The organism is Isoptericola sp. GX10416 (genome assembly GCF_056590155.1).
This window is the reverse complement of record NZ_JBWPVO010000001.1, coordinates 177,396-196,306: the sequence shown is the minus strand read 5'-3', so window position 1 is coordinate 196,306 and position 18,911 is coordinate 177,396. Positions and strand designations below refer to the sequence as shown.

The 18,911-nt window shown below is 72.9% G+C and carries 23 protein-coding genes; 9 read left to right on the top strand and 14 right to left on the bottom strand.

Going from position 1 to position 18,911, the window contains the following annotated elements; translation table 11 throughout:
* Positions 1–23: 23 nt before the first annotated feature.
* The 7 genes from ACWAT2_RS00935 to ACWAT2_RS00905 all read right to left on the bottom strand — a co-directional run bounded on the left by ACWAT2_RS00935 (position 24) and on the right by ACWAT2_RS00905 (position 6,671).
* Positions 24–2,411 carry an ATP-binding cassette domain-containing protein gene (locus tag ACWAT2_RS00935; RefSeq protein ID WP_402371815.1) on the bottom strand — a complete coding sequence of 796 codons (2,388 nt, stop codon included), beginning with the start codon at positions 2,409–2,411 and terminating at the stop codon, positions 24–26.
* A gap of 62 nt (positions 2,412–2,473) precedes the next feature.
* On the bottom strand, positions 2,474–2,920 hold the full coding sequence (locus ACWAT2_RS00930) for a nitroreductase family deazaflavin-dependent oxidoreductase (RefSeq protein WP_402371817.1): 447 nt from the start codon (positions 2,918–2,920) through the stop codon (positions 2,474–2,476).
* Between the two features lie 5 nt (positions 2,921–2,925).
* On the bottom strand, positions 2,926–3,336 hold the full coding sequence (locus tag ACWAT2_RS00925) for a VOC family protein (protein ID WP_402371818.1): 411 nt from the start codon (positions 3,334–3,336) through the stop codon (positions 2,926–2,928).
* Positions 3,337–3,341: 5 nt separating this feature from the next.
* On the bottom strand, positions 3,342–3,785 hold the full coding sequence (locus tag ACWAT2_RS00920) for a helix-turn-helix domain-containing protein (RefSeq protein ID WP_402371820.1): 444 nt from the start codon (positions 3,783–3,785) through the stop codon (positions 3,342–3,344).
* The gene (locus tag ACWAT2_RS00915) at positions 3,782–4,717 is read right to left on the bottom strand and encodes a methylenetetrahydrofolate reductase (RefSeq protein ID WP_402371821.1); all 936 of its coding nucleotides are present in this window, start codon (positions 4,715–4,717) and stop codon (positions 3,782–3,784) included. Before ACWAT2_RS00915 ends, ACWAT2_RS00920 begins: the two co-directional genes overlap by 4 nt.
* 57 nt (positions 4,718–4,774) lie before the next feature.
* Entirely contained in the window at positions 4,775–5,203 is a 429-nt protein-coding gene (locus ACWAT2_RS00910; protein ID WP_402371823.1) for an META domain-containing protein, read from the bottom strand.
* Positions 5,204–5,288: 85 nt separating this feature from the next.
* The gene (locus ACWAT2_RS00905; protein WP_402371825.1) at positions 5,289–6,671 is read right to left on the bottom strand and encodes an NAD-dependent malic enzyme; all 1,383 of its coding nucleotides are present in this window, start codon (positions 6,669–6,671) and stop codon (positions 5,289–5,291) included.
* Between the two features lie 87 nt (positions 6,672–6,758).
* On the opposite strand from ACWAT2_RS00905, the gene ACWAT2_RS00900 reads away from it, so the two are divergent.
* A complete protein-coding gene (locus ACWAT2_RS00900; protein ID WP_402371827.1) occupies positions 6,759–7,613 on the top strand; it encodes a phosphotransferase in 855 nt (284 codons plus the stop codon).
* A 44-nt stretch (positions 7,614–7,657) separates the two neighbouring features.
* Here the strand turns inward: ACWAT2_RS00900 and ACWAT2_RS00895 are convergent, their stop codons facing one another.
* Together ACWAT2_RS00895 and ACWAT2_RS00890 are read right to left on the bottom strand one after the other, a co-directional pair.
* Positions 7,658–8,677 carry an LLM class flavin-dependent oxidoreductase gene (locus ACWAT2_RS00895; RefSeq protein WP_402371828.1) on the bottom strand — a complete coding sequence of 340 codons (1,020 nt, stop codon included), beginning with the start codon at positions 8,675–8,677 and terminating at the stop codon, positions 7,658–7,660.
* A gap of 7 nt (positions 8,678–8,684) precedes the next feature.
* On the bottom strand, positions 8,685–9,212 hold the full coding sequence (locus ACWAT2_RS00890) for a DinB family protein (protein ID WP_402371829.1): 528 nt from the start codon (positions 9,210–9,212) through the stop codon (positions 8,685–8,687).
* Between the two features lie 61 nt (positions 9,213–9,273).
* Between ACWAT2_RS00890 and ACWAT2_RS00885 the strand changes: the two genes are divergently transcribed.
* The gene (locus ACWAT2_RS00885) at positions 9,274–10,050 is read left to right on the top strand and encodes an alpha/beta fold hydrolase (RefSeq protein ID WP_402371831.1); all 777 of its coding nucleotides are present in this window, start codon (positions 9,274–9,276) and stop codon (positions 10,048–10,050) included.
* Between the two features lie 77 nt (positions 10,051–10,127).
* On the opposite strand, the gene ACWAT2_RS00880 is transcribed toward ACWAT2_RS00885, so the two are convergent.
* Positions 10,128–10,370, bottom strand: coding sequence for an alpha/beta fold hydrolase domain-containing protein (locus ACWAT2_RS00880; protein ID WP_402371833.1), 243 nt, complete (start codon positions 10,368–10,370; stop codon positions 10,128–10,130).
* A gap of 302 nt (positions 10,371–10,672) precedes the next feature.
* Between ACWAT2_RS00880 and ACWAT2_RS00875 the strand changes: the two genes are divergently transcribed.
* From ACWAT2_RS00875 to ACWAT2_RS00850, 6 genes are all read left to right on the top strand, one after another.
* Positions 10,673–11,152, top strand: a complete 480-nt coding sequence (locus ACWAT2_RS00875; RefSeq protein WP_402371834.1) for a GNAT family N-acetyltransferase — start codon at positions 10,673–10,675, stop codon at positions 11,150–11,152.
* Positions 11,153–11,173: 21 nt separating this feature from the next.
* The gene (locus tag ACWAT2_RS00870; protein WP_402371835.1) at positions 11,174–11,668 is read left to right on the top strand and encodes a hypothetical protein; all 495 of its coding nucleotides are present in this window, start codon (positions 11,174–11,176) and stop codon (positions 11,666–11,668) included.
* Between the two features lie 192 nt (positions 11,669–11,860).
* Positions 11,861–12,541 carry a CPBP family intramembrane glutamic endopeptidase gene (locus tag ACWAT2_RS00865; protein ID WP_402371837.1) on the top strand — a complete coding sequence of 227 codons (681 nt, stop codon included), beginning with the start codon at positions 11,861–11,863 and terminating at the stop codon, positions 12,539–12,541.
* 88 nt (positions 12,542–12,629) lie between these two features.
* Positions 12,630–14,084 (top strand): tyrosine-type recombinase/integrase, encoded by a 1,455-nt coding sequence (locus ACWAT2_RS00860; RefSeq protein ID WP_402371838.1) that lies wholly within the window; start codon positions 12,630–12,632, stop codon positions 14,082–14,084.
* Positions 14,085–14,224: 140 nt separating this feature from the next.
* Complete coding sequence (locus tag ACWAT2_RS00855; protein ID WP_402371839.1) at positions 14,225–15,253, top strand: DNA-binding protein; 1,029 nt, start codon at positions 14,225–14,227, stop codon at positions 15,251–15,253.
* The gene (locus ACWAT2_RS00850) at positions 15,253–16,107 is read left to right on the top strand and encodes an alpha/beta fold hydrolase (RefSeq protein WP_402371841.1); all 855 of its coding nucleotides are present in this window, start codon (positions 15,253–15,255) and stop codon (positions 16,105–16,107) included. The genes ACWAT2_RS00855 and ACWAT2_RS00850 overlap by 1 nt, the downstream gene beginning before the upstream one ends.
* A 21-nt stretch (positions 16,108–16,128) precedes the next feature.
* Here ACWAT2_RS00850 and ACWAT2_RS00845 read toward each other — a convergent pair whose 3' ends face one another.
* On the bottom strand, positions 16,129–16,650 hold the full coding sequence (locus ACWAT2_RS00845) for an Lrp/AsnC family transcriptional regulator (RefSeq protein WP_402371843.1): 522 nt from the start codon (positions 16,648–16,650) through the stop codon (positions 16,129–16,131).
* A gap of 172 nt (positions 16,651–16,822) precedes the next feature.
* Here ACWAT2_RS00845 and ald point away from each other — a divergent pair, with 172 nt between their 5' ends.
* A complete protein-coding gene (gene ald, locus ACWAT2_RS00840) occupies positions 16,823–17,935 on the top strand; it encodes an alanine dehydrogenase (RefSeq protein WP_402371844.1) in 1,113 nt (370 codons plus the stop codon).
* Here ald and ACWAT2_RS00835 read toward each other — a convergent pair.
* The 3 genes from ACWAT2_RS00835 to ACWAT2_RS00825 all read right to left on the bottom strand — a co-directional run.
* The gene (locus ACWAT2_RS00835; protein ID WP_402371845.1) at positions 17,919–18,119 is read right to left on the bottom strand and encodes a hypothetical protein; all 201 of its coding nucleotides are present in this window, start codon (positions 18,117–18,119) and stop codon (positions 17,919–17,921) included. The genes ald and ACWAT2_RS00835 overlap by 17 nt on opposite strands.
* A gap of 51 nt (positions 18,120–18,170) precedes the next feature.
* The gene (locus tag ACWAT2_RS00830; protein WP_402371847.1) at positions 18,171–18,473 is read right to left on the bottom strand and encodes a hypothetical protein; all 303 of its coding nucleotides are present in this window, start codon (positions 18,471–18,473) and stop codon (positions 18,171–18,173) included.
* 53 nt (positions 18,474–18,526) lie between these two features.
* A partial coding sequence (locus tag ACWAT2_RS00825; protein ID WP_480048345.1) for a GDP-mannose 4,6-dehydratase occupies positions 18,527–18,911 on the bottom strand: 385 nt, incomplete at its 5' end.

Genomic DNA, 18,911 nt, shown 5'->3' with positions numbered 1-18,911 from the left:
CAGCCGGCGTCCTCCGATGGGCCTCAGGCCTGGACGTACTCGGCCAGGTGCTCCCCCGTCAGCGTGGACCGGGCGGCCACGAGCTCGGCGGGCGTGCCCTCGAAGACGACGGTGCCGCCGTCGTGCCCCGCGCCGGGGCCGATGTCGATGATCCGGTCGGCGTGGGCCATGACGGCCTGGTGGTGCTCGATCACGATGACGGACCTGCCCGCGTCCACGAGCCGGTCGAGCAGGCCCAGGAGGTTCTCGACGTCGGCCAGGTGCAGGCCGGTCGTGGGCTCGTCGAGGATGTACACCCCGCCCCGCTCCCCCATGTGCATGGCGAGCTTGAGGCGCTGGCGCTCTCCCCCGGAGAGCGTGTTGAGCGGCTGGCCGAGGTGGATGTAGCCGAGACCGACGTCCTTCAGATGACCGAGGGTCTTCGCGACGGCAGGAATCTTGGCCTCCCCGTGCGCAAAGAACTCGTGAGCCTGAGCGACGGACAGGTCGAGGACCTCGGCGATGTTCCTGCCGCCGAGGGTGTAGTCGAGCACCTCCGCCATGAAGCGCTTTCCGCCGCAGTCCTCGCACGGCGTCTCGACGGTCTCCATGAACCCGAGCTCGGTGTAGATGCGCCCGTTGCCCTTGCAGGTGGGACAGGCGCCCTCGGAGTTGGCGCTGAACAGGGCGGGCTTGACGCCGTTCGCCTTGGCGAAGGCCTTGCGGACGGGCTCGAGCAGGCCCGTGTAGGTCGCGGGGTTCGAACGACGGGAGCCCTTGATGGCGCCCTGGTCCACGACGACGACGCCGTCGCGGCCGGCGAGGTTGCCGTGGATCAGCGAGCTCTTGCCCGAACCGGCGACACCGGTGACCACCGTGAGGACCCCCGTGGGGATGTCGACGTCGAGGTCGCGCAGGTTGTTCTGGGACGCTCCGCGGATCTCGAGCGCGCCGTCAGGCTCACGGACCGTCTCCTTGACCTGCACGCGGTAGTCGAGGTGGCGGCCGGTGAGGGTGTCACTGTCCCGCAGACCGTCGACGGTGCCCTCGTAGCAGATGGTTCCACCGTCGGACCCGGCGCCGGGGCCCAGGTCGACGACGTGGTCGGCGATCGCGATGGCCTCGGGCTTGTGCTCGACCACGAGCACGGTGTTGCCCTTGTCCCGCAGCTCGACCAGCAGGTTGTTCATCCGCGCGATGTCGTGCGGGTGCAGCCCGATGGTGGGCTCGTCGAAGACGTAGGTGACGTCGGTCAGGGCGGAGCCGAGGTGGCGGATCATCTTGGTGCGCTGCGCCTCTCCCCCGGACAGCGTCCCGGCGGGCCGGTCGAGGGAGAGGTAGCCGAGCCCGATCTCGACGAACGCGTCGAACAGGTGCAGCAGGCTGCGCACCAGGGGCGCCACGCCGGGGTCGGTGATGCTGCGGACCCACTGCGCGGCGTCGGTGATCTGCATCGCGCACACCTCGGCGATGTTGCGGCCCTCGACCTTGGCCGAGCGGGCCGAGGCGTTGAGCCGGGTCCCCTCGCAGGCGGGGCAGGGACCGAAGACGGCCGCCCGCTCGACGAACCGCCGCAGGTGCGGCTGCAGCGACTCCGGGTCCTTGGAGAACAGCGACTCGCGCAGCTTGGGGATGAGGCCCTGGTAGGTCATGTTCATGCCCAGGGCCTTGACCTTGCCCTTCTCGCGGTACAGCAGGTCGTGGCGCTCGGTCTCGGTGTACTCGCGCACCGGCTTGTCGCCGTCGACGAACCCCGACTCGGTGAATCCCTTGACCATCCAGCCGTCGGCCTTGTATCCGGGCACGAGGATCGCACCCCCGCGCAACGACCGGGACTCGTCGACGATCACCGACAGGTCGAGGTCGGAGACGGTCCCCCGGCCCTCGCACTCTGGGCACATGCCGCCGAGGTAGACCTGGTCGCGCACGACCTTCTTCTCCGTCTTGCCGTCGGCCTTGTCGGTGCGGAACACCCCGCTCGCCTTCGACGTCGGGATGTTGAACGAGAACGCCGTGGGCGGGCCGACGTACGGCTCGCCGATGCGGCTGAACAGGTTGCGCAGCATGGCGTTGGCGTCGGTGACGGTCCCGACCGTGGACCGCACGTTGGCGCCCATGCGCTCCTGGTCGACGAGGATCGCGGTGGTGATCCCCTCGAGGTGGTCGACGTCGGGCCGCGGCAGGGACGGCATGAATCCCTGGACGAACGTCGAGTAGGTCTCGTCGATGAGCCGGCGCGACTCCGCGGCGACGGTGGCGAACACCAACGAGCTCTTGCCTGACCCGGACACCCCCGTGAACACCGTCAGGCGTCTCTTGGGCAGCTCGACGTCGATGCCGCGCAGGTTGTTCTCGCGAGCGCCCTGGACCCGGATGACGTCGTGGGCGTCGGCGGGTCGGGCGGGCGCCGGCTGGGGGGTGCTGGGAGCCATGTGCGGGGGTCTCCTTCAGGGGTGTGGTGCGCCGTCGGTGGCGCGGTGCGGCGTCACTCAGGTTAGCGGCGGGCGAGCCGGACCACCGGGTAGGTGCGCGCGCTCCGGGCCTGGTACTTGGTCAGGCTGCGGACGACCTGCGTCAGCCGGTGCCAGGCGGCCTCGCGTGGTGCGCCGGCGAGCACCTGCGGCGTGATCGGGACGGGCGTGCTGCCGTGGACCTCGACGGTGGCGTCGTCGGGGCGTGCCAGCAGGTTGTCGTACCAGTCGGGGTGGCGCTGCCCGCCGCCCGAGGCGACGACGACCCAGCCGTCCGCGCCGTCGTCGACGAACGCCAGAGGGTTCTGCCGTGGGTGGCCGCTGCGGCGCCCCACGGTGTGCAGCACCAGCAGCTCCATGCCCATCTGGGTGCCGCCCTTGGTGCGGACCTTGGCCGCGGTGCGGGAGTTGGCGGTGTGCTGGAGCCAGCGGGAGAACCGTCCGGGTCGTCGCGGGGTGGTGGTGGTCATCGGTGTCACCTGACCTCGTCGATGCGGACCATGTTGCCGGCGGGGTCGCGGAAGGCGCAGTCGCGCACTCCCCACGGCTGCTCGGTGGGTTCGGAGGCGACCTCGGCGTCGGCGGCCTGGAGTCGGTCGAACGTCGCGTCCAGGTCACGGGTGGCCAGGATGATGGACTGGTAGGCGCCCTTGGCCATCAGCTCGAGGACGGTGCGGCGCTCGTCCTCGGTGACGCCGGGGTCGGCGGCGGGCGGGGCGAGGACGAGGCGGACGTCGGGCTGTGCCGGGGAGACGAAGGTGAGCCAGCGCATGTCGCCCTGGCCGACGTCGCCCTGGACCTCGAAGCCGAGCAGGTCGCGGTAGAACGCCACGGAGGCGTCCGGGTCGGTGTGCGGGAGGAACGTGGTGTGAATGGTGATGTCCATGCGCCTCACGCTAGATGTGCCCGTACCCCCGGCGCTTCTCGATTCCTGATCGGTCTGGCGACCTGCTTCGTCACGCACGAGGGCAGCTCGGTGGCGTCCTGGGCCCGTCGCCGGTACTCGCTGGGCGGCATGCCGACCAGCTCGGTGAACCGCGTGCTGAACGTGCCGAGGGAGGAGAAGCCGACCGCGAAGCAGGCGTCGGTGACGCTGGAGCCGCGGCGCAGCAGCGCCATCGCCCGTTCGACCCGGCGGGTCATCAGGTAGCTGTAGGGCGACTCGCCGTAGGCCGCCTTGAACTGCCGGCTCAGGTGCCCGGCCGAGAGGCCGGCGTCGGCCGCGAGCGCCGGCACGTCGAGGGGTCGGGCGTACTCGCGGTCGATGCGGTCGCGCACGCGGCGCAGCAGCGCGAGGTCGCGCAGGTGCTGGTCGGCGGCGCTGCGGCTGCTCATGACGTCGATGCTGCCGTGCCGGTCGTGGCGCGCAGGTGCTTGGCCAGGCGGACCGACGCCTCGATCTCGGCGCGGCGGATGGAGACCGACTCGACGTTGAACCCGTACGGGATCTCGTGGCGGGTGCAGAACTGGGCGAGGTCGTCGGCGATGGCTGTGCACTGGTTGAACGAGGTGGTCAACGCGTCGTCGGTGTGGCGCAGGTCGTTGCGCATCCAGCGCGGTACGTGCACGCCGAGCCATTCGAGGAACTCGAGGGTCTTGGGCGAGCCGCACACCGAGAGGGTGAAGACGACGGGGACGGGCTTCTGGCCGCGGTCCTGGCAGGCGTAGTGGTAGTCGGAGACCATCGACTTGGCGGCTCCGACGTCGTAGACGACCTGGGTGACGAAGAAGCCGACTCCGGCGTCCTGCTTGCGGCGCATGCGTTCGTGCTCGTCGCCGCGGGACTCGTGGCGCTCGGGGATCGCCACTCCCCCGAGAGCCAGGTCCGGCGCGTGCTCGCGGCACAGGCGCTGGGCCTGGCCGAGCGTGGTGCGCACGGCGCTGTCGCTGGTCGAGGCACCCACGAACACGGTGCTGACGCGGTCGGGGTCCTGGGCGGCGGCCCAGTCGGTGAGCTCGGTGGGGCTGTACTTGCCGGTGCTGCGGTAGACGACCACGGGGCGTTCCCAACCGGTGAGGTGGCGGGTGCGGAACTCGGCGGGGTCGAGGGTGGGCAGGTAGGGGAAGGGGCGTTCGTCGGGGTTGCGGTCGGTCTCGTCGTCGATGTCGTACAGCACGAGCGCGTCGAGGTCGAGGTCGGCCAGCCGTTCGACGGTGCGGTCGGCGATGCGTTGTGCCTCGGCGGGGGTGGTGGTGCGCCGCGGTGGGGTGATCGCGAACATCAGCAGCCCGTCCGTGCGCCCGCTGGCCTGCTCGGTGAGCTCCATGTGTGCCTCCTGCGCCTCGGTCGTGGCCCGGGGGGGGTGGGGATCCGCCGGGCAGGGTCAGGGGCGGTCCTGCTCGACGAGCGTCACGGTCGCGTCCGGCCCGGTGAGCGTGAGCGTGCCGTCGTCGAGGGCGAGCGTCGGTTCCGCGCGCAGCAGCTCGCTGAACCAGGCTTCTTGGTCCATGAGCTCGTCGGAGCAGGCCATCATGGTCGATCGCATCTCGCCGGTCAGGCGCAGGGTGCCGTCGTCCCAGGTGGCCGGGGCCGACATGCTGTTGCAGCCGGGTTGGGCGCCCACGGAGTCGTCGGTGAAGGCCAGGACGATCTCGGTCCCCTCGGCGAGCTCGTGGCCTTCGACGTCGGTGGCGACGAAGGTGCGGCCGGCGACGTCGCTCGGGCCGCCGGCGCAGGCCGCGAGCGCCGTCGTGGCGAGCACGGTGGTCAGCAGGGCGGCGAGGAGGGGGCGGGGGGCGCGGCGTGCGGTCACGGGGCCAGGCTAGTGCCGGTGCTCGGCCGGCGCTCGCAGGCGGCGTCCCCCGCCTGGCTGGCGGTGGGCGCGGCGGGTGCCGGGCTCAGTCGGCCTGGACGGCGCGCACCGCCTCGGCGACCGCTTCGGCGACGCGGTGGTCGAAGACGCCGGGGATGACGAACGCACTGTTGAGCTCGTCGTCGGCGACGACGTCGGCGATGGCCAGGGCGGCCACGCGCATCAGCTCGGTGGTGATCTGGGTGGCGCCGACGTCGAGCAGCCCGCGGAACAGGCCGGGGAAGGCGAGGACGTTGTTGATCTGGTTGGGGTGGTCCGAGCGGCCGGTGGCTACGACGGCGGCGGTCTCGGCCGCGGCGAGGGGGTCGACCTCGGGGGCGGGGTTGGCCAGGGCGAACACGATCGCGTCGTCGTTCATGGTGGCGATGTCGGCGCCGGTCAGGATGTTGCCGGCGGACACGCCGATGAAGACGTCGGCGCCGTCGAGGCCTTCGCGCAGGGTGCCGGTGAACCGTGCGGCGTTGGTGTTCGCCGAGATCCAGTTGCGGTGCGGGTCGCCGTCGAGGGTGTCGGGTCCGAGTGCTCCCCCGCGGCCGAAGGCGACGATGTGCTCGGCGCCCTGGGCCTTGAGCAGGCGGATGATGGCGTTGCCTGCCGCGCCGACGCCGGAGACCACGATGCGCACCTGCGACAGCTCCTTGCCGACCACCTTCAGGGCGTTGACCAGGGCGGCGAGCACCACGATGGCGGTGCCGTGCTGGTCGTCGTGGAAGACGGGGATGTCGAGCTCGTCGCGCAGGCGTGCCTCGATCTCGAAGCAGCGCGGCGCGGAGATGTCCTCGAGGTTGACTCCCCCGTAGACGGGGGCGATCGCCTTGACCACGGCGATGATCTCCTCGGTGTCGGTCGTGTCGAGGCACACCGGCCAGGCGTCGACGTCGGCGAACTGCTTGAACAGTGCGGCCTTGCCTTCCATGACGGGCAGGGCGGCGGCCGGGCCGATGTCTCCCAGGCCGAGCACGGCGGTGCCGTCGGTGACCACGGCGACGGTGTTGCGCTTGATCGTCAGACGCCGGGCGTCGTCGGGGTTGTCGGCGATCGCGGTGCACACCCGTGCCACCCCGGGGGTGTAGGCGCGCGACAGGTCGCGGCGTGTCTTGATGGGCGCCTTGAGCGCGATCTCGATCTTGCCGCCCAGGTGCAGCAGGAACGTCGAGTCGGACCACTTGAGCACGTGCACCCCGTCGAGGGCCTCGAGGGTGGCCACGACCTGTTCGCTGTGCTGGGTGTCGACGGTGTCGCAGGTGACGTCCACGACGAGGCCGTCGGGTGTGGAGTGGGCGATGTCGACGCCGGTGACTGCCGCGCCGGCGTCGGCGACCGCGCCGACCACGGTGCTCGTCGCGCGCTGGGAGGCGGGGACCTGCACGCGCAGGGTGATGGTGTAGCTGGGGCTGGGAAGAGCCACGATGCCTTCCTTCTCGGGCGGCAGCGCTGCCGCCCGGTGGGACCGATGTGTCGGGGCCAGTATGCCGTCGGCGGGTACCGTGCACGGGTGACCAGCGACCTGCCCGGCCTCGACGGCGTCCAGCACGAGCTCGTCGCGGCCTGGTTCGGTGCCGTGACGCTGGTCGCGGACCACTCCCGGGGGCCGGGGGACGCCGCGGTGCTGCGGCTGCGCGCCGAGGACGGCACCGACGTCGCGCTCAAGGCTTCCGGGCCTGCCGACCATCACCTGGATCGAGAGATCGTCGCCCATCGGACGCTGCTGGCGCCGCTGGTGCCGGGTGGGCGGGTGCCGCGGCTGCTGCACGCCGACCGCGAGCGCCACCTGCTGGCTACCGCGTGGCTGCCGGGCGACCTCGTCGAGGGCGGTGCGGCCGAGCGGGAGCCGGACACCTACCGGCAGGCGGGCGAGCTGTTGGCGTGCCTGCACGCGCTGGGTACGCGTGTGGACGGCGACTGGGAGGCGGCGCAGGACGCGCGCGCGATGCGGTGGCTGGACTCGCCGCACCGCATCGACGTGGCGACGACGGAGCAGTTGCGTGCGGTGGTGGCGGCGCACGCCCACCCGCCGGTGCGGGTGGTGCCCACCCACGGCGACTTCCACCCGCGCAGCTGGGTGGTCGAGGACGGCGTGGTGCGTGTCATCGACTTCGGCCGCGCGGGCTGGCGCGCGCCGTGCACGGACTTCGCCCGCCTGCACCGTCAGCAGCTGGCCGGGCGCGAGGACCTGGCGTCGGCGTTCGCGGCCGGCTACGGGGGCGACCCGCGCACCGGTGACGTCTGGCGGCGCACCCTGGTGCGCGTGGCGATCGGGACGGCGGTGTGGGCCTACCAGGTGGGTGACGCCGCGTTCGAGGCGCACGGTCACCGCCTGATCCGCGCGGCCCTGGCGCAGGTGGGCTGACGTCGGGGCGACGTCACCTCAGGCGGGACTGAGCGGCCGGCCCGCTAGCGCCAGCCGAGCGCCGGCGCCACGTGCGCCACGACGTTCTCCATGACGTGGGCGTTGTAGTCCACACCGAGCTGGTTCGGCACCGTCAGCAGCAGGGTGTCCGCGGCGGCGATCGCGCTGTCGTTCTCCAGGTCGGCCACGATCTCGTCGATCTCGCCGGCGTAGGTCTTGCCGAACCGTGCTCGGCCGCCGTCGATGATGCCGACCTGGTCGGTCGACTGCGTCTCGAGGCCGAAGTAGGCGCGGTCGCGGTCGTCGGTGATCGGGAAGATCGAGCGCGACACCGACACGCGCGGCTCCCAGCCGTGACCGGCGGCGGCCCACGCGTCACGGAAGCGCTGGATCTGCTCGGCCTGCAGCGCGTGGAACGGCACGCCGGTGTCCTCGGTCAGCAGCGTCGAGCTCATGAGGTTCATCCCCTGGGCGGCCGTCCACTCGGCCGTGGCGCGTGAGCCCGCGCCCCACCAGATGCGCCGACGCAGGCCCGGCGAGTGCGGCTCCAGACGCAGCAGCCCGGGCGGGTTGGGGAACATCGGCTGCGGGTTCGGCTCGGCGAACCCCTCGCCCTCGAGCAGCTCGAGGAACCGGGCGGTGTGCCGGCGGGCCATGTCGGCGTCCGACTCCCCCGGTGCCGGGACGTGACCGAAGTGGCGGTACCCCTCGATCACCTGCTCCGGTGATCCCCGTGAGATGCCGAGCTGCAGGCGCTCGCCGGCGATGAGGTCGGCGGCACCGGCGTCCTCGGCCATGTAGGCGGGGTTCTCGTAGCGCATGTCGATCACGCCGGTGCCGATCTCGATGCGGCGGGTGCGCGCCCCGACGGCGGCCAGCAGCGGGAACGGGCTGGCGAGCTGGTGAGCGAAGTGGTGCACCCGGAAGTAGGCGCCGTCGGCCCCGACCTCCTCGGCCGCCTCGGCCAGCTCGATGGACTGGGCCAGGACGTCGGCGGCGCTGCGTGTCGCCGAGGACGGGTGGTCGGTCCAGTGGCCGAAGGACAAGAACCCGATGCGCTTCATACCGGCGTCAACGCCCCGGAGGGGGCGACATTCCCGGATCCTGGGCCAGGAGCTGCTCGCGCAGGATGTCGGCGTGCCCGCCGTGCTGGGCGAGCTCGCGCAGCACGTGCAGGTAGACCCAGCGCAGCGGCAGCGGGCCGCGGCGGTTGCCGCGCACCAGGTCGTCCAGGTCGAGCGTGGCGGCGCGCTCGCGCGAGGCCGCGCACACCTCGAGGTAGTGCGCCCGTACGGCGTCGATCGTGTCCCGGTCGGTCAGGTCGAACGACTCGTCCGGGGTGGCCGGGATGCCGATGTCGACCCGCGAGCGCCTCGTGATCGCCTCGTCGAACCAGACCTGCTCGACGAACGTCGCATGCTTGACCAGGCCGAGCAGCGTGGTCTTGGACGCCACCAGACGCCGCCGCACCTGCTCCTCGGTCAGTCCGTCGAGGCTCTTCGCCAGGTGCCGTCGGTGCTCGTCGAGGAACGCCTCGAGCTGTTCACGCAAGGGCGCGGAGCGCACGTCGGGGCCGATCGTCGCGGGGTCCGGTGACATGGTACGAGCGTAGGCGGGCCGCTCGCGTGCCGACGCCGCGGACGCCGCGTAGCCTCGACGCGTGATCCTCGCTCACGACGACGTCGGCACCGGTCCGCCCGTCCTGCTCGTCCACGCGGGCGTGGCCGACCGCCGCATGTGGGAACCTCTGGTCCCCGCACTGAGCCACGCCTTCCGCGTGATCCGGCCCGACCTGCGCGGGTACGGCGACACACCGCTGCCCGGCGACGAGTACGCCGACGCCGACGACCTCGCGGCGCTCCTGAACCACCTGGACGTGCCCGACGTCGCCGTCGTCGGCTCCTCGTTCGGCGGGCAGGTCGCCCTCGAGCTCGCCACCGCCCACCCGGCCCGCGTGCGCCGGCTCGTCCTGCTCGACCCCGCCTACGACGGCCTGGCCCCGACGCCGGCCGCCCAGGCGTTCGACGACGCCGAGACCCGGCTCCTGGAGGCCGGCGACATCGAGGGCGCCGTGCGGCTCAACGTCGCCACCTGGCTCGGGCCCGACGCCGACCTGTCCGTCCGCGAGGCGCTCGCGGCCATGCAGCGCCACGCGTTCGAGGTCCAGCTGGCCGCCGACGCGCGTGAGGACCCGCCGGCGCCGCACCACGTCGAGGTGGACCCGGCCGCGATCGCGGTACCGACGCTGGTGGTCAGCGGGACCCGGGACATGGACCACTTCCAGCACGTCGCGGCCCACCTGGCCGAGACGATCCCCCGGGCCGAGCACCTCGTCCTCGACGACGCCGGCCACCTGCCGGCGCTCGAACGCCCCGACGCGGTGCGCGCCCTGCTGCTCGACGTGCTGCGCGGCGACCCCGCCGTGCACGCACCCTGAGGCGGACCGGCCCCGTACCCGTACCCGTACGGACGAGATCTGGGTCCGGCTCAGGACGCCACCGTCGGTGGACGCGATCAGCTCATGCTTCCCGTGCCGAGGTGCCGGGTGAAAAAGCGGATGGCACTGTCGATCTCGAAGTGCGGCACCTGGTGGTGGCCACCCCCGTTCGCGTGGAGGGACTTCTCGGTGGTGGCGAGGGCCTCGAAGATTCTCATGGCGCCGTCGCGAGGAACCTCCTCGTCGTCCCACTGCACCAGGAACTCGACCGGGACGGTGACCCGCGCCGCAGGGCGTGTGAGCCACTCGTTGACCGCCACCGTGCCCGACCAGGACGAGGGGCCGAGGCCCTGTCGCTGCCGAGGGAGTCCAGAGCACGCCCGGGACGTCCCCCACCGCAAAGATCTGCTCACGGACGCCGTCAGCGACGGTCTCTCGGGTGATGCGCACGCTGCCACGTCAGCACGAGGGGTACCGCCACGTCCATCGGCTATCGACGCGCGGTCCATGCGCGTCGGCTCCAGGGTCGCGGGGGCCGGCACCCGCGCGCGGCTGGGACGCACCGAGTCCGACCGGTCGGCCGGGACACACCGTCGAAACATCGCCGGGCGATGATGGGGCCGTGATCATCGCGGTCGACTCCCCCGCGCGCGACGACGTGCGCACGCTGCTCGACGAGCACCTGACCGACATGTTCGCCACCTCGCCGCCCGACTCCGTCCACGCCCTGGACCACTCGGCGCTGCTGGCGCCGTCGGTCACGTTCGTCACGGCGCGCAGTGCAGACGGCTCCCTGCTGGGCTGCGGCGCGCTGACCGAGCTGGTCGGCGCCACGGGCCCAGGCGGCGGCCACGGGGAGCTGAAGTCCATGCGGACCGCCCGGGCGGCCCGTGGCCGCGGGGTGGCGACAGCCGTGCTGGCTCGTCTGCTCGACCTGGCGACCGCACGCGGCTACGCCCGCGTCAGCCTCGAGACGGGCACGCAGGACTCCTTCGCTCCCGCCCGCCGCCTGTACGCCCGTCACGGGTTCGTCGGGTGCGGCCCGTTCGCCGACTACGTCGAGGACCCGCACAGCACCTTCATGACGCTGACGCTGCCCTGATGCCTCACTAAGGTCTCAGTCATGGACTGGCGACGTCCGGTGGTGACGATCAGCGAGCTCGACGCGCCGCGGTCGGTGCTGTGGCAGCACGCGACGTCGTTCGCAGGGATCAGGGCCGAGCTGTGGCCGTGGCTCGACATGACCACTCCGCGCGGGCTCCGGGCACGACGGCTCGACGAGATCGCCCCGAGCGCTGGCCTCGGGCGGAGCGTGCTGCTCCTGGGCGGGCTGCTGCCCGTGGAGTACGACGACATCGTGATAGCTGACCTCGAGCCCGGCCGGCGCTTCCTCGAACGCTCGTCGATGCTGACGTCGGTGTTGTGGGAGCACGAGCGCGTGGTCGAGGACGGGGAGCGTGGTGCGGGTCGGGTCCGCGACACCGTCCGCTTCCGGCTCCGCGCCGTGCCGAGGCACGTGCCCGGCGTCGAGCGCCTCGCCCGGGCGACGGTGACGGCCCTGTTCGAGCATCGGCACCGACGCCTGCGCCACCACTTCGGCGTCCCGGAGACGGCCTGACCAGGGGCCTCCCGCCCTCGACACGGACGCCGCGCTGGTACCGGGCGGCATCGCACCGCCCTCGCGGTGCGTCGACCACCGCTGACCGTTCGCCTCCTCGTCGTGCTGCTCGGTGCGATGTCCGTCTAGGCCCTGACGAGCTGGCTCAACGACACTGTCGTCACCGGCGACCTGACGGTCCCGGTCCGTGCGATGAACGCCGTGCTGATCAGTGCGCTCGCCGTGCCGCTCGTGGTCGTCGCCCGGCGTCGTCTGGATCGTCGCCCCTGGGCGGGGCTCGGACTGGATCCGCTGTCCCGGGCGGCCCGCCCGTTCCTTGTGGGCGTCGCCGCCTTCCTCGTGCCGTCGGCGATCGGGCTGACGGTGGCTCTGCTGACCGGATGGACCGACCTGCGACCTCAGGTGCCGTGGTCCACGATCGTCGGATGGGCGGGCCTGCTCGTCGTGCTCGTCTTCTTCGAGGCGCTGCCGGAGGAGCTGATCTTCCGCGGCTACCTCCAGCGCAACCTGATGACCGCGATGGCGCCGTGGGCCGCCGCCATGGTGCAGGCAGCGCTCTTCACCGTGTTCGGTGTGGCGCTGTGGGTCGCCAGCGCCGGGTGGGGAGTCCTGGCCGAGCGGGGTCTGCTGTTCTTCGGGCTCGGCGTCGTGCTCGGCCTGCTCCGGCTCCAGACCGGCAGCGTGTGGACACCGATCGGGTTCCCTCTGGCGTTCCAGGGGGTCGCGCAGAGCCTGCTCAGCGACCGGATGAGCACGAGCAGCAGCGATGCCCTGATGCTGTCGGCGTTCGTCAGCGCGTTCGTCCTGGCGACGACGCTCGTGGCGTTCTGGTCGCCGCGTGCGGTGAACTGGTCCCGTCCTGAGCCCGAGTGAGACCACCGCACGGTCGAGGTCGTGCCGGGTGCGGTCTGGCGAGAGTCCTCGCAGGTCAGGGCGGCCCGACTCCCAGTAGGGTCGGCCCATGGCCTACACGGAGAAGCGCGGTACCCGCGGTGGCGCGGCCTCCTACGTGGGCCGGTTCCGCGTCGACGGGCGGCTGCGCAGCACCCGTGCGTTCCGCTCGCGCCGTGACGCGCTGGCCGAGGCGCGCCGGGCCGAGGAGGCCGGCAAGCTCGGCGCCTGGGTGGACCCGCGCGGGTCGGCGATCGCGGTGGCCGAGTGGTTCGACGACTGGCAGGCCACGAGGGCCGACCGCGCACCTCGCACGCTGGAGGCGGAGCGTGAGCGGTTCCGCTCCCTGGTGGCGCCGACCTTCGGCGAGGTACCGCTGCGCCGCATCACGCACGACGACGTCATCCGCTGGGCGGCCGGCATGCGGGCACCGCGCAGCGGCGAGGTGGCCTCCCCGGCCAGGCGGCGCGACGCCGTCCGGCTGCTTGTGGCGCTGCTCGACGCGGCCGTCGACTCACGGCGCCTGACCGCGAACCCCGCTCGCACGCCGTCCGGCAAGGTCTCCGGGCTGCCCCGGGCGCCGAAGACCAAGGCGCACCGCTACCTGAGCCACGAACAGCTGCGCCGCGTCGCGGACGCCGCGCGCACCCACCAGGGCCGGACCCTGGTGCTGCTGGCCGGTCTGACCGGCCTGCGCTGGGGCGAGCTCTCCGCGCTGCGCACCGGTGACGTCGACCTGCTGCGCGGGCGCGTCGTGATCGAGCGCGCCTACACCCGGCTCGACGACGGCACGCTGCTGCTCGGCGACACCAAGACGCACGCCCGGCGTGAGGTGCCGGTGCCCGGCGTCCTCGTCGCGGACCTGTCCGTGCTGCTGGCCGCCCGGGGCTCCGGCCTGCTGTTCGTCGGGCGCGACGGCGGAGCGTTGCGCCGCGAGAGCTTCGACCGCAACGCGTTCCGCCCAGCGGTGCGTGCCGCGGGCGCGGCGGTCACGACGCTGCAGGAGCTGCTCGGGCTGCGGGCCACCCGCCTGGTGGACGCGGCCACCCTCGAGCAGGTCCGCCGCGTCCAGGAGCAGGCCGGGCTCCCGGCCACGGGTGTGGTCGACGCCGCCACCTGGGAGGTGCTCGTCGAGGCGGACCGCCGGCGGCGCGACGACCTGTCCCGCGCCGCGAAGATCGCTCGGACCCACCGGCTGGAGGTCGCGGCCCGGCTCACCCTCGGTGCCGGGGCGGAGGACTTCGCGCCCTTGACCCTGCACGACCTGCGCCACACGGCCGCCTCGCTGGCGATCGCCGGCGGCGCGAGCGTCAAGGCCGTCCAGCGCATGCTCGGCCACGAGTCTCCCGTGCTCACGCTGCGCACCTACGCCGGCCTGTTCGAGGACGATCTCGACCGGTTGGGCGAGGCGATGTCCGCGCAGTTCGCAGCGCAGGACTTTGCATCTGGTGCTCACCATGTGCTCACGGAGGCCACTGAAGCGACGCCCGGCGTCCGTCAGCTGCCTCGCATTGCAGCGCGCTGACCTGCACTGATACGTCTCGACGGACTTACGACCGGATCGTTGCGCACCCGCTTTGGAAAAGCGGGTGTCGGTAGAAGAATGCCAGGAGTAGTAGTAGTTTGACCGCACTTCTCCTATTCCTCCCAGGGCAGGACGTGATGATGACCGAGACGATCGCCGCGGCAGCCCCGGCGGACAGGCCGGTGCACGACTCCCCCGGGCACGAGGACCGCCCGGACGCCGAGCCGCTGCCGGTCACCGCCCGAGACCGGGTGTACGCCGCCGCCGACGCGCTCCTGGCCGAGGACGCCGCCGTCACCGTCACGACGGTGCGCGAGCGCGCGGGCTGCTCCAACGCCGTCGCGACGACCTACCTGCGCCGGTGGCGCGCCGACCGTTCGGCGGCCGAGGCGGAGGCGGCACGGCTGCCCGAGCTGCCCCGCGGCGTCGGGCTGCTCGTCGAACGGGGCGTCACGGCGCTGTGGTCCGAGGCCGTACGCACCGCCCGGGCCGCCCACACCGCCGAGCTGACCCAGGCGCGCGAGCAGCTGGACGCCGCCCGCGAAGACGCCGACCGGGTCGCCGCACTGCTGGACGGCGCCGAGGCCGAGCACGCGGCCACTCGTGCCGACCTGCTGGCGGCGCACGCGGAAGTGGAAACCTTGGCAGCGCGGCTGGACGAGACGACCGCCGCGCGCGACGAGGCGCGGGCCGAGGCCGCCCAGGCCGTCGGGCAGGCCGCGACGTGGGGCACCGAGCTCGAACAGACTCGCTCCCAGATCGCCGACCTGCGCGGCCGCCTCGCCGACGCGGAGCGCGGCCGGGCCGAGCAGGCCGAGGCCCGCGCCCAGGCGCAAGGATCCGCGGAGGGCACCCGCGAAGCCCTGGCCGAGGCCCGGACCGCCCTGGAGCGCGCGCGGGCCGCGAGCCTGCAGGCCCAGGAGGACCGGGCCCAGGCCGATGCCGACCGCACGGCCGCGCAGGCCGCGGTCGCGCGTCTCGAGGGCGAGACCAGCACCTTGCGCGGTGAGCTCCAGGAGGCCCGGGATCAGGCCCGCCGGGCGGAGCGCGAACGTGCCACCGAGGCCGCGGCGCGGGCTCAGGCCGAGGGTGAGGCAGCCGGGCTACGCCTGGCCCTCGAGGCACGCGGCGCCGACGCGAGTACCTCCGAGTCCGGGAGCCAGGACTGATGGCCGTCGCGCCGGGCACCGGGCTGGAGCTCGAGCGCCGGTTCGCCTGGCGTGGACGCGAGATCGCCTGGACGGCCGTCGGGTCGGGGCCGCCGCTGGTCATGTGCCACGGCACCCCGTGGTCCTCCTGGCTGTGGGCGCCGTTCGCCCGTGCTCTGGCCGCCGAGTTCACCGTGCACCTGTGGGACATGCCCGGGTACGGCGTCTCGTCCAAGGACCCCGGGCACGAGGTCGACCTCGGCACGCAGGGCGAGGCCTTCGCCGCGCTGCTGGAGCACTGCGGCCTCGACGCACCGCACGTGATCGCCCACGACTACGGCGGCGCGGTGTCCCTGCGTGCCCACCTGCTGCACGGCCGGGACTACGCGTCCTTGTGCCTGGTCGACGTGGTCGCGCTGCGTCCGTGGGGATCGGCGTTCTTCACCCTCGTGGCCGAGCACGCCGACACCTTCGCCCGCCTCCCGGAGCCCGTGCACCGCGGCGCGCTCGAGGCCTATGTCGCCGGCGCGAGCCACCGCGGCCTGCGCCCCGACGAGACCGCAGCGATCCTCGCCCCCTGGCTCGACGCCGTCGGGCAGGCCGCGTTCTACCGGCAGGTCGCCGAGGCCGACGAGCGCTTCACCGCCGAGCTCGAGCCGCACCTCGGCGAGATCACCGCGCCCACCCACATCGTCTGGGGCGAGCAGGACACCTGGATCCCGCCGGACCGCGCCGAGCGCCTGGCTGCGGCCATCGACAGCAGCACGCTCACGATCGTGCCCGACGCCGGGCACCTGATCCAGCTCGACGCCCCGGTCGCGCTCGCCACCGAGCTGCACCGCTGGCTGACCGCCGCCACCGCGGGCGCTCACTGACCTGCTGCCCGCGAGCCGGGATCAGTACCAGCTCGCCCGGGCGTGCTCGAAGATCAGGTTCGTCTCGGTCAGTGCGACGCCGGGGTTGGTGGACAGGTTCTCGATGACGAAGTCGTTGAGTCCGTCCGAGTCCGGCGCGGCGACATGGATGAAGAAGTCGTGCGCCCCGCCCAGCAGGTAGACGTTCATCACGCCCGGTAGCTCGGCGAGCTCGCGCAGGAACGCCTTGAGCCGCGACCTGGCGGTGCCGTGCATCCGCACCGCGACGATCGCCTGCAGCGGCCGGCCGGCCAGCGCCGGGTCGACGTCGGCGTGGAAACCCCGCACCACCCCCTCCTCGCGCAGTCGTCGCACCCGGGTCAGGCACGTCGACGGCGCGATCCCGACCCGCCGGGCCAGCGCGTTGTTCGCCAGGCGGGCGTCCTCGGCCAGCGCCGCGAGCAGGCGGTGGTCGACGTCGTCGAGCCGCAGGGGCGCCGCCGAGCGGCGTTCGAGACCCGACTGGCCGCCGACGCGCGTCCGAAGATCGTTCGGGCCGACCACCCTGTCCGGCCTACCTCCTGAAGCATCCGACACCATCTCGCCAACCTACCGAACGATCACCGAATCTGTGGCGTGCAGTCGAACTTCTGCCCCACACTGGACGTGAGCGCCGTCACACCCCCGACGCGCACCAGCACGCTCCGACCGGAGCCACACCTGAAGGCGGCACACCATGCGCATCGCGGTCCCGAAGGAAGTCAAGAACCACGAGTACCGGGTGGCGATCACCCCGGCCGGGGTCCACGAGCTCACCGCGCACCACCACACCGTGCACGTGCAGTCGGGCGCTGGACTCGGGGCCGGCGTGAGCGACGAGGAGTACGCGGACGCAGGCGCCGACATCATCGGCGACGCCGACGCCACGTGGGCCGCCGGCGACATGGTGCTCAAGGTCAAGGAACCCGTGGCCGAGGAGTACCACCGGCTGCGCGAGGACCAGCTGCTGTTCACCTACCTCCACCTGGCGGCCGACAAGGTGCTCACCGAGGAGCTCCTGGCGCGCCGCGTCACCGCCGTCGCCTACGAGACGGTCCAGACGGCCACCGGCTCGCTGCCGCTGCTCGCCCCCATGTCCGAGGTCGCCGGCCGGCTCGCCACACAGGTCGGCGCAGCCACCCTGCTCAAGGCGGCCGGCGGGCGCGGTGTCCTGCTCGGCGGCGTGCCGAGCGTCGCCGCCGGACACGCCGTGATCATCGGTGCCGGCGTGTCCGGCATGAACGCCGCCCGCATCGCGGTCGGCATGGGAGCCCGCGTCACCCTGCTGGACACCGACGCCGACGCGCTGCGCGCCGCCGACCGCGAGCTCGCTGGGCGCGTGCAGACGCTCGCCTCGAACCAGCTCACCCTCACCCATGCCGTGCTGGAGGCCGACCTGGTCATCGGTGCCGTCCTGGTCGCCGGCGCCAGGGCTCCCGTGCTCGTGCCCGACGACGTCGTGGCCCGCATGCGCCCCGGCACCGTGCTCGTCGACATCGCCATCGACCAGGGCGGCTGCTTCGAGGACTCGCGCCCCACGACGCACGAGCACCCCACCTACGGCGTGCACGACTGCGTCTTCTACTGCGTCGCCAACATGCCTGGCGCCGTCCCGCGCACCTCCACCTACGCCCTGACCAACGTCACCCTGCCCTACGTCGCTGCTCTCGCCGACCACGGATGGCGCGACGCGCTGCGCGCCGACGCGACGCTCGCCCACGGGCTCACCACGCACGACGGCGTCGTCACTCACCCGGGCGTCGCCGAGGCCCACGGGCTCGAGCAGGTGCCGCTCAGCGACGTGCTGTGACGACCCCTGCGTGCCGACGTCGCGGCGGTAGCGGTACGCGGTCCAGGTCGGCGGCCACCGCCACCTCACCGTCGAACACCTTGCGGGCCTCGCGCTCGAAGGCGAGCGGCAGCTCGGCCGGCTCGGCGTACCGCTGGGAGAAGGGCGTCGGCACGAGGTGGCGGACCTCGGCGCTCGCGGCCACCGACGCCGCCTGCCGGCACGTCAGGATCGTGTGCTCGACGTCGTCGCCGGCTCAGGACGCCAGGGCGTGCCCCACGGCGCGGACCAGGCCGCTGGTGCTCACGGCACCTCGGCGGTATCGGTCGGCCGCCACGGACAGGGCCTCGGCGACCTGAGGCCGCACTCCGGCGAGGTCGGGACGCCACACGTCGCGGTCGAACACGGCGGTGCGGCGTGCCGGGCCGCGGCGCAGACGCCCGGCCAAGGGCTGGACCGTGGCGGTGGCCGCTACCTGCCGACGTGCCGGCATGGGCGCCCGGTACCGCGCGCCAGGGTTCCAGCGCTGGTCAGGGCGGGTGCGGCCGTCGTCGGTCATGGCACCATCCTTGCGCCCCGGGATGACGCCGCGCAAGCGGTCGGACGGCCGGCTCAGGAGTCCGGGAAGCCCTGGGGGTTCGCCGACTGCCAGCGCCAGGTGTCGGCGCACATGTCGTCGATGGTCTTGCGGGCGTGCCAGCCGAGCTCGGTGTTCGCCCGGCTCGGGTCCGCCCAGAACGCCGGCAGGTCACCGGCCCGCCGCGGGCCGACCTCGTAGGGCAGTTCGCGGCCTACAGCCCGCTCGAACGCCTTGATCATCTGCAGCACCGACGTGCCGGTACCGGTGCCGAGGTTGAACGCGCGCACGGGCGTGGCCATCGCGTCCAGGTGCTCCAGGGCGGCGACGTGCCCGGCGGCGAGATCCTCCACGTGCAGGTAGTCGCGCTCGCAGGTGCCGTCGGCCGTGGGGTAGTCGTCGCCGAACACCGTCAGCTTC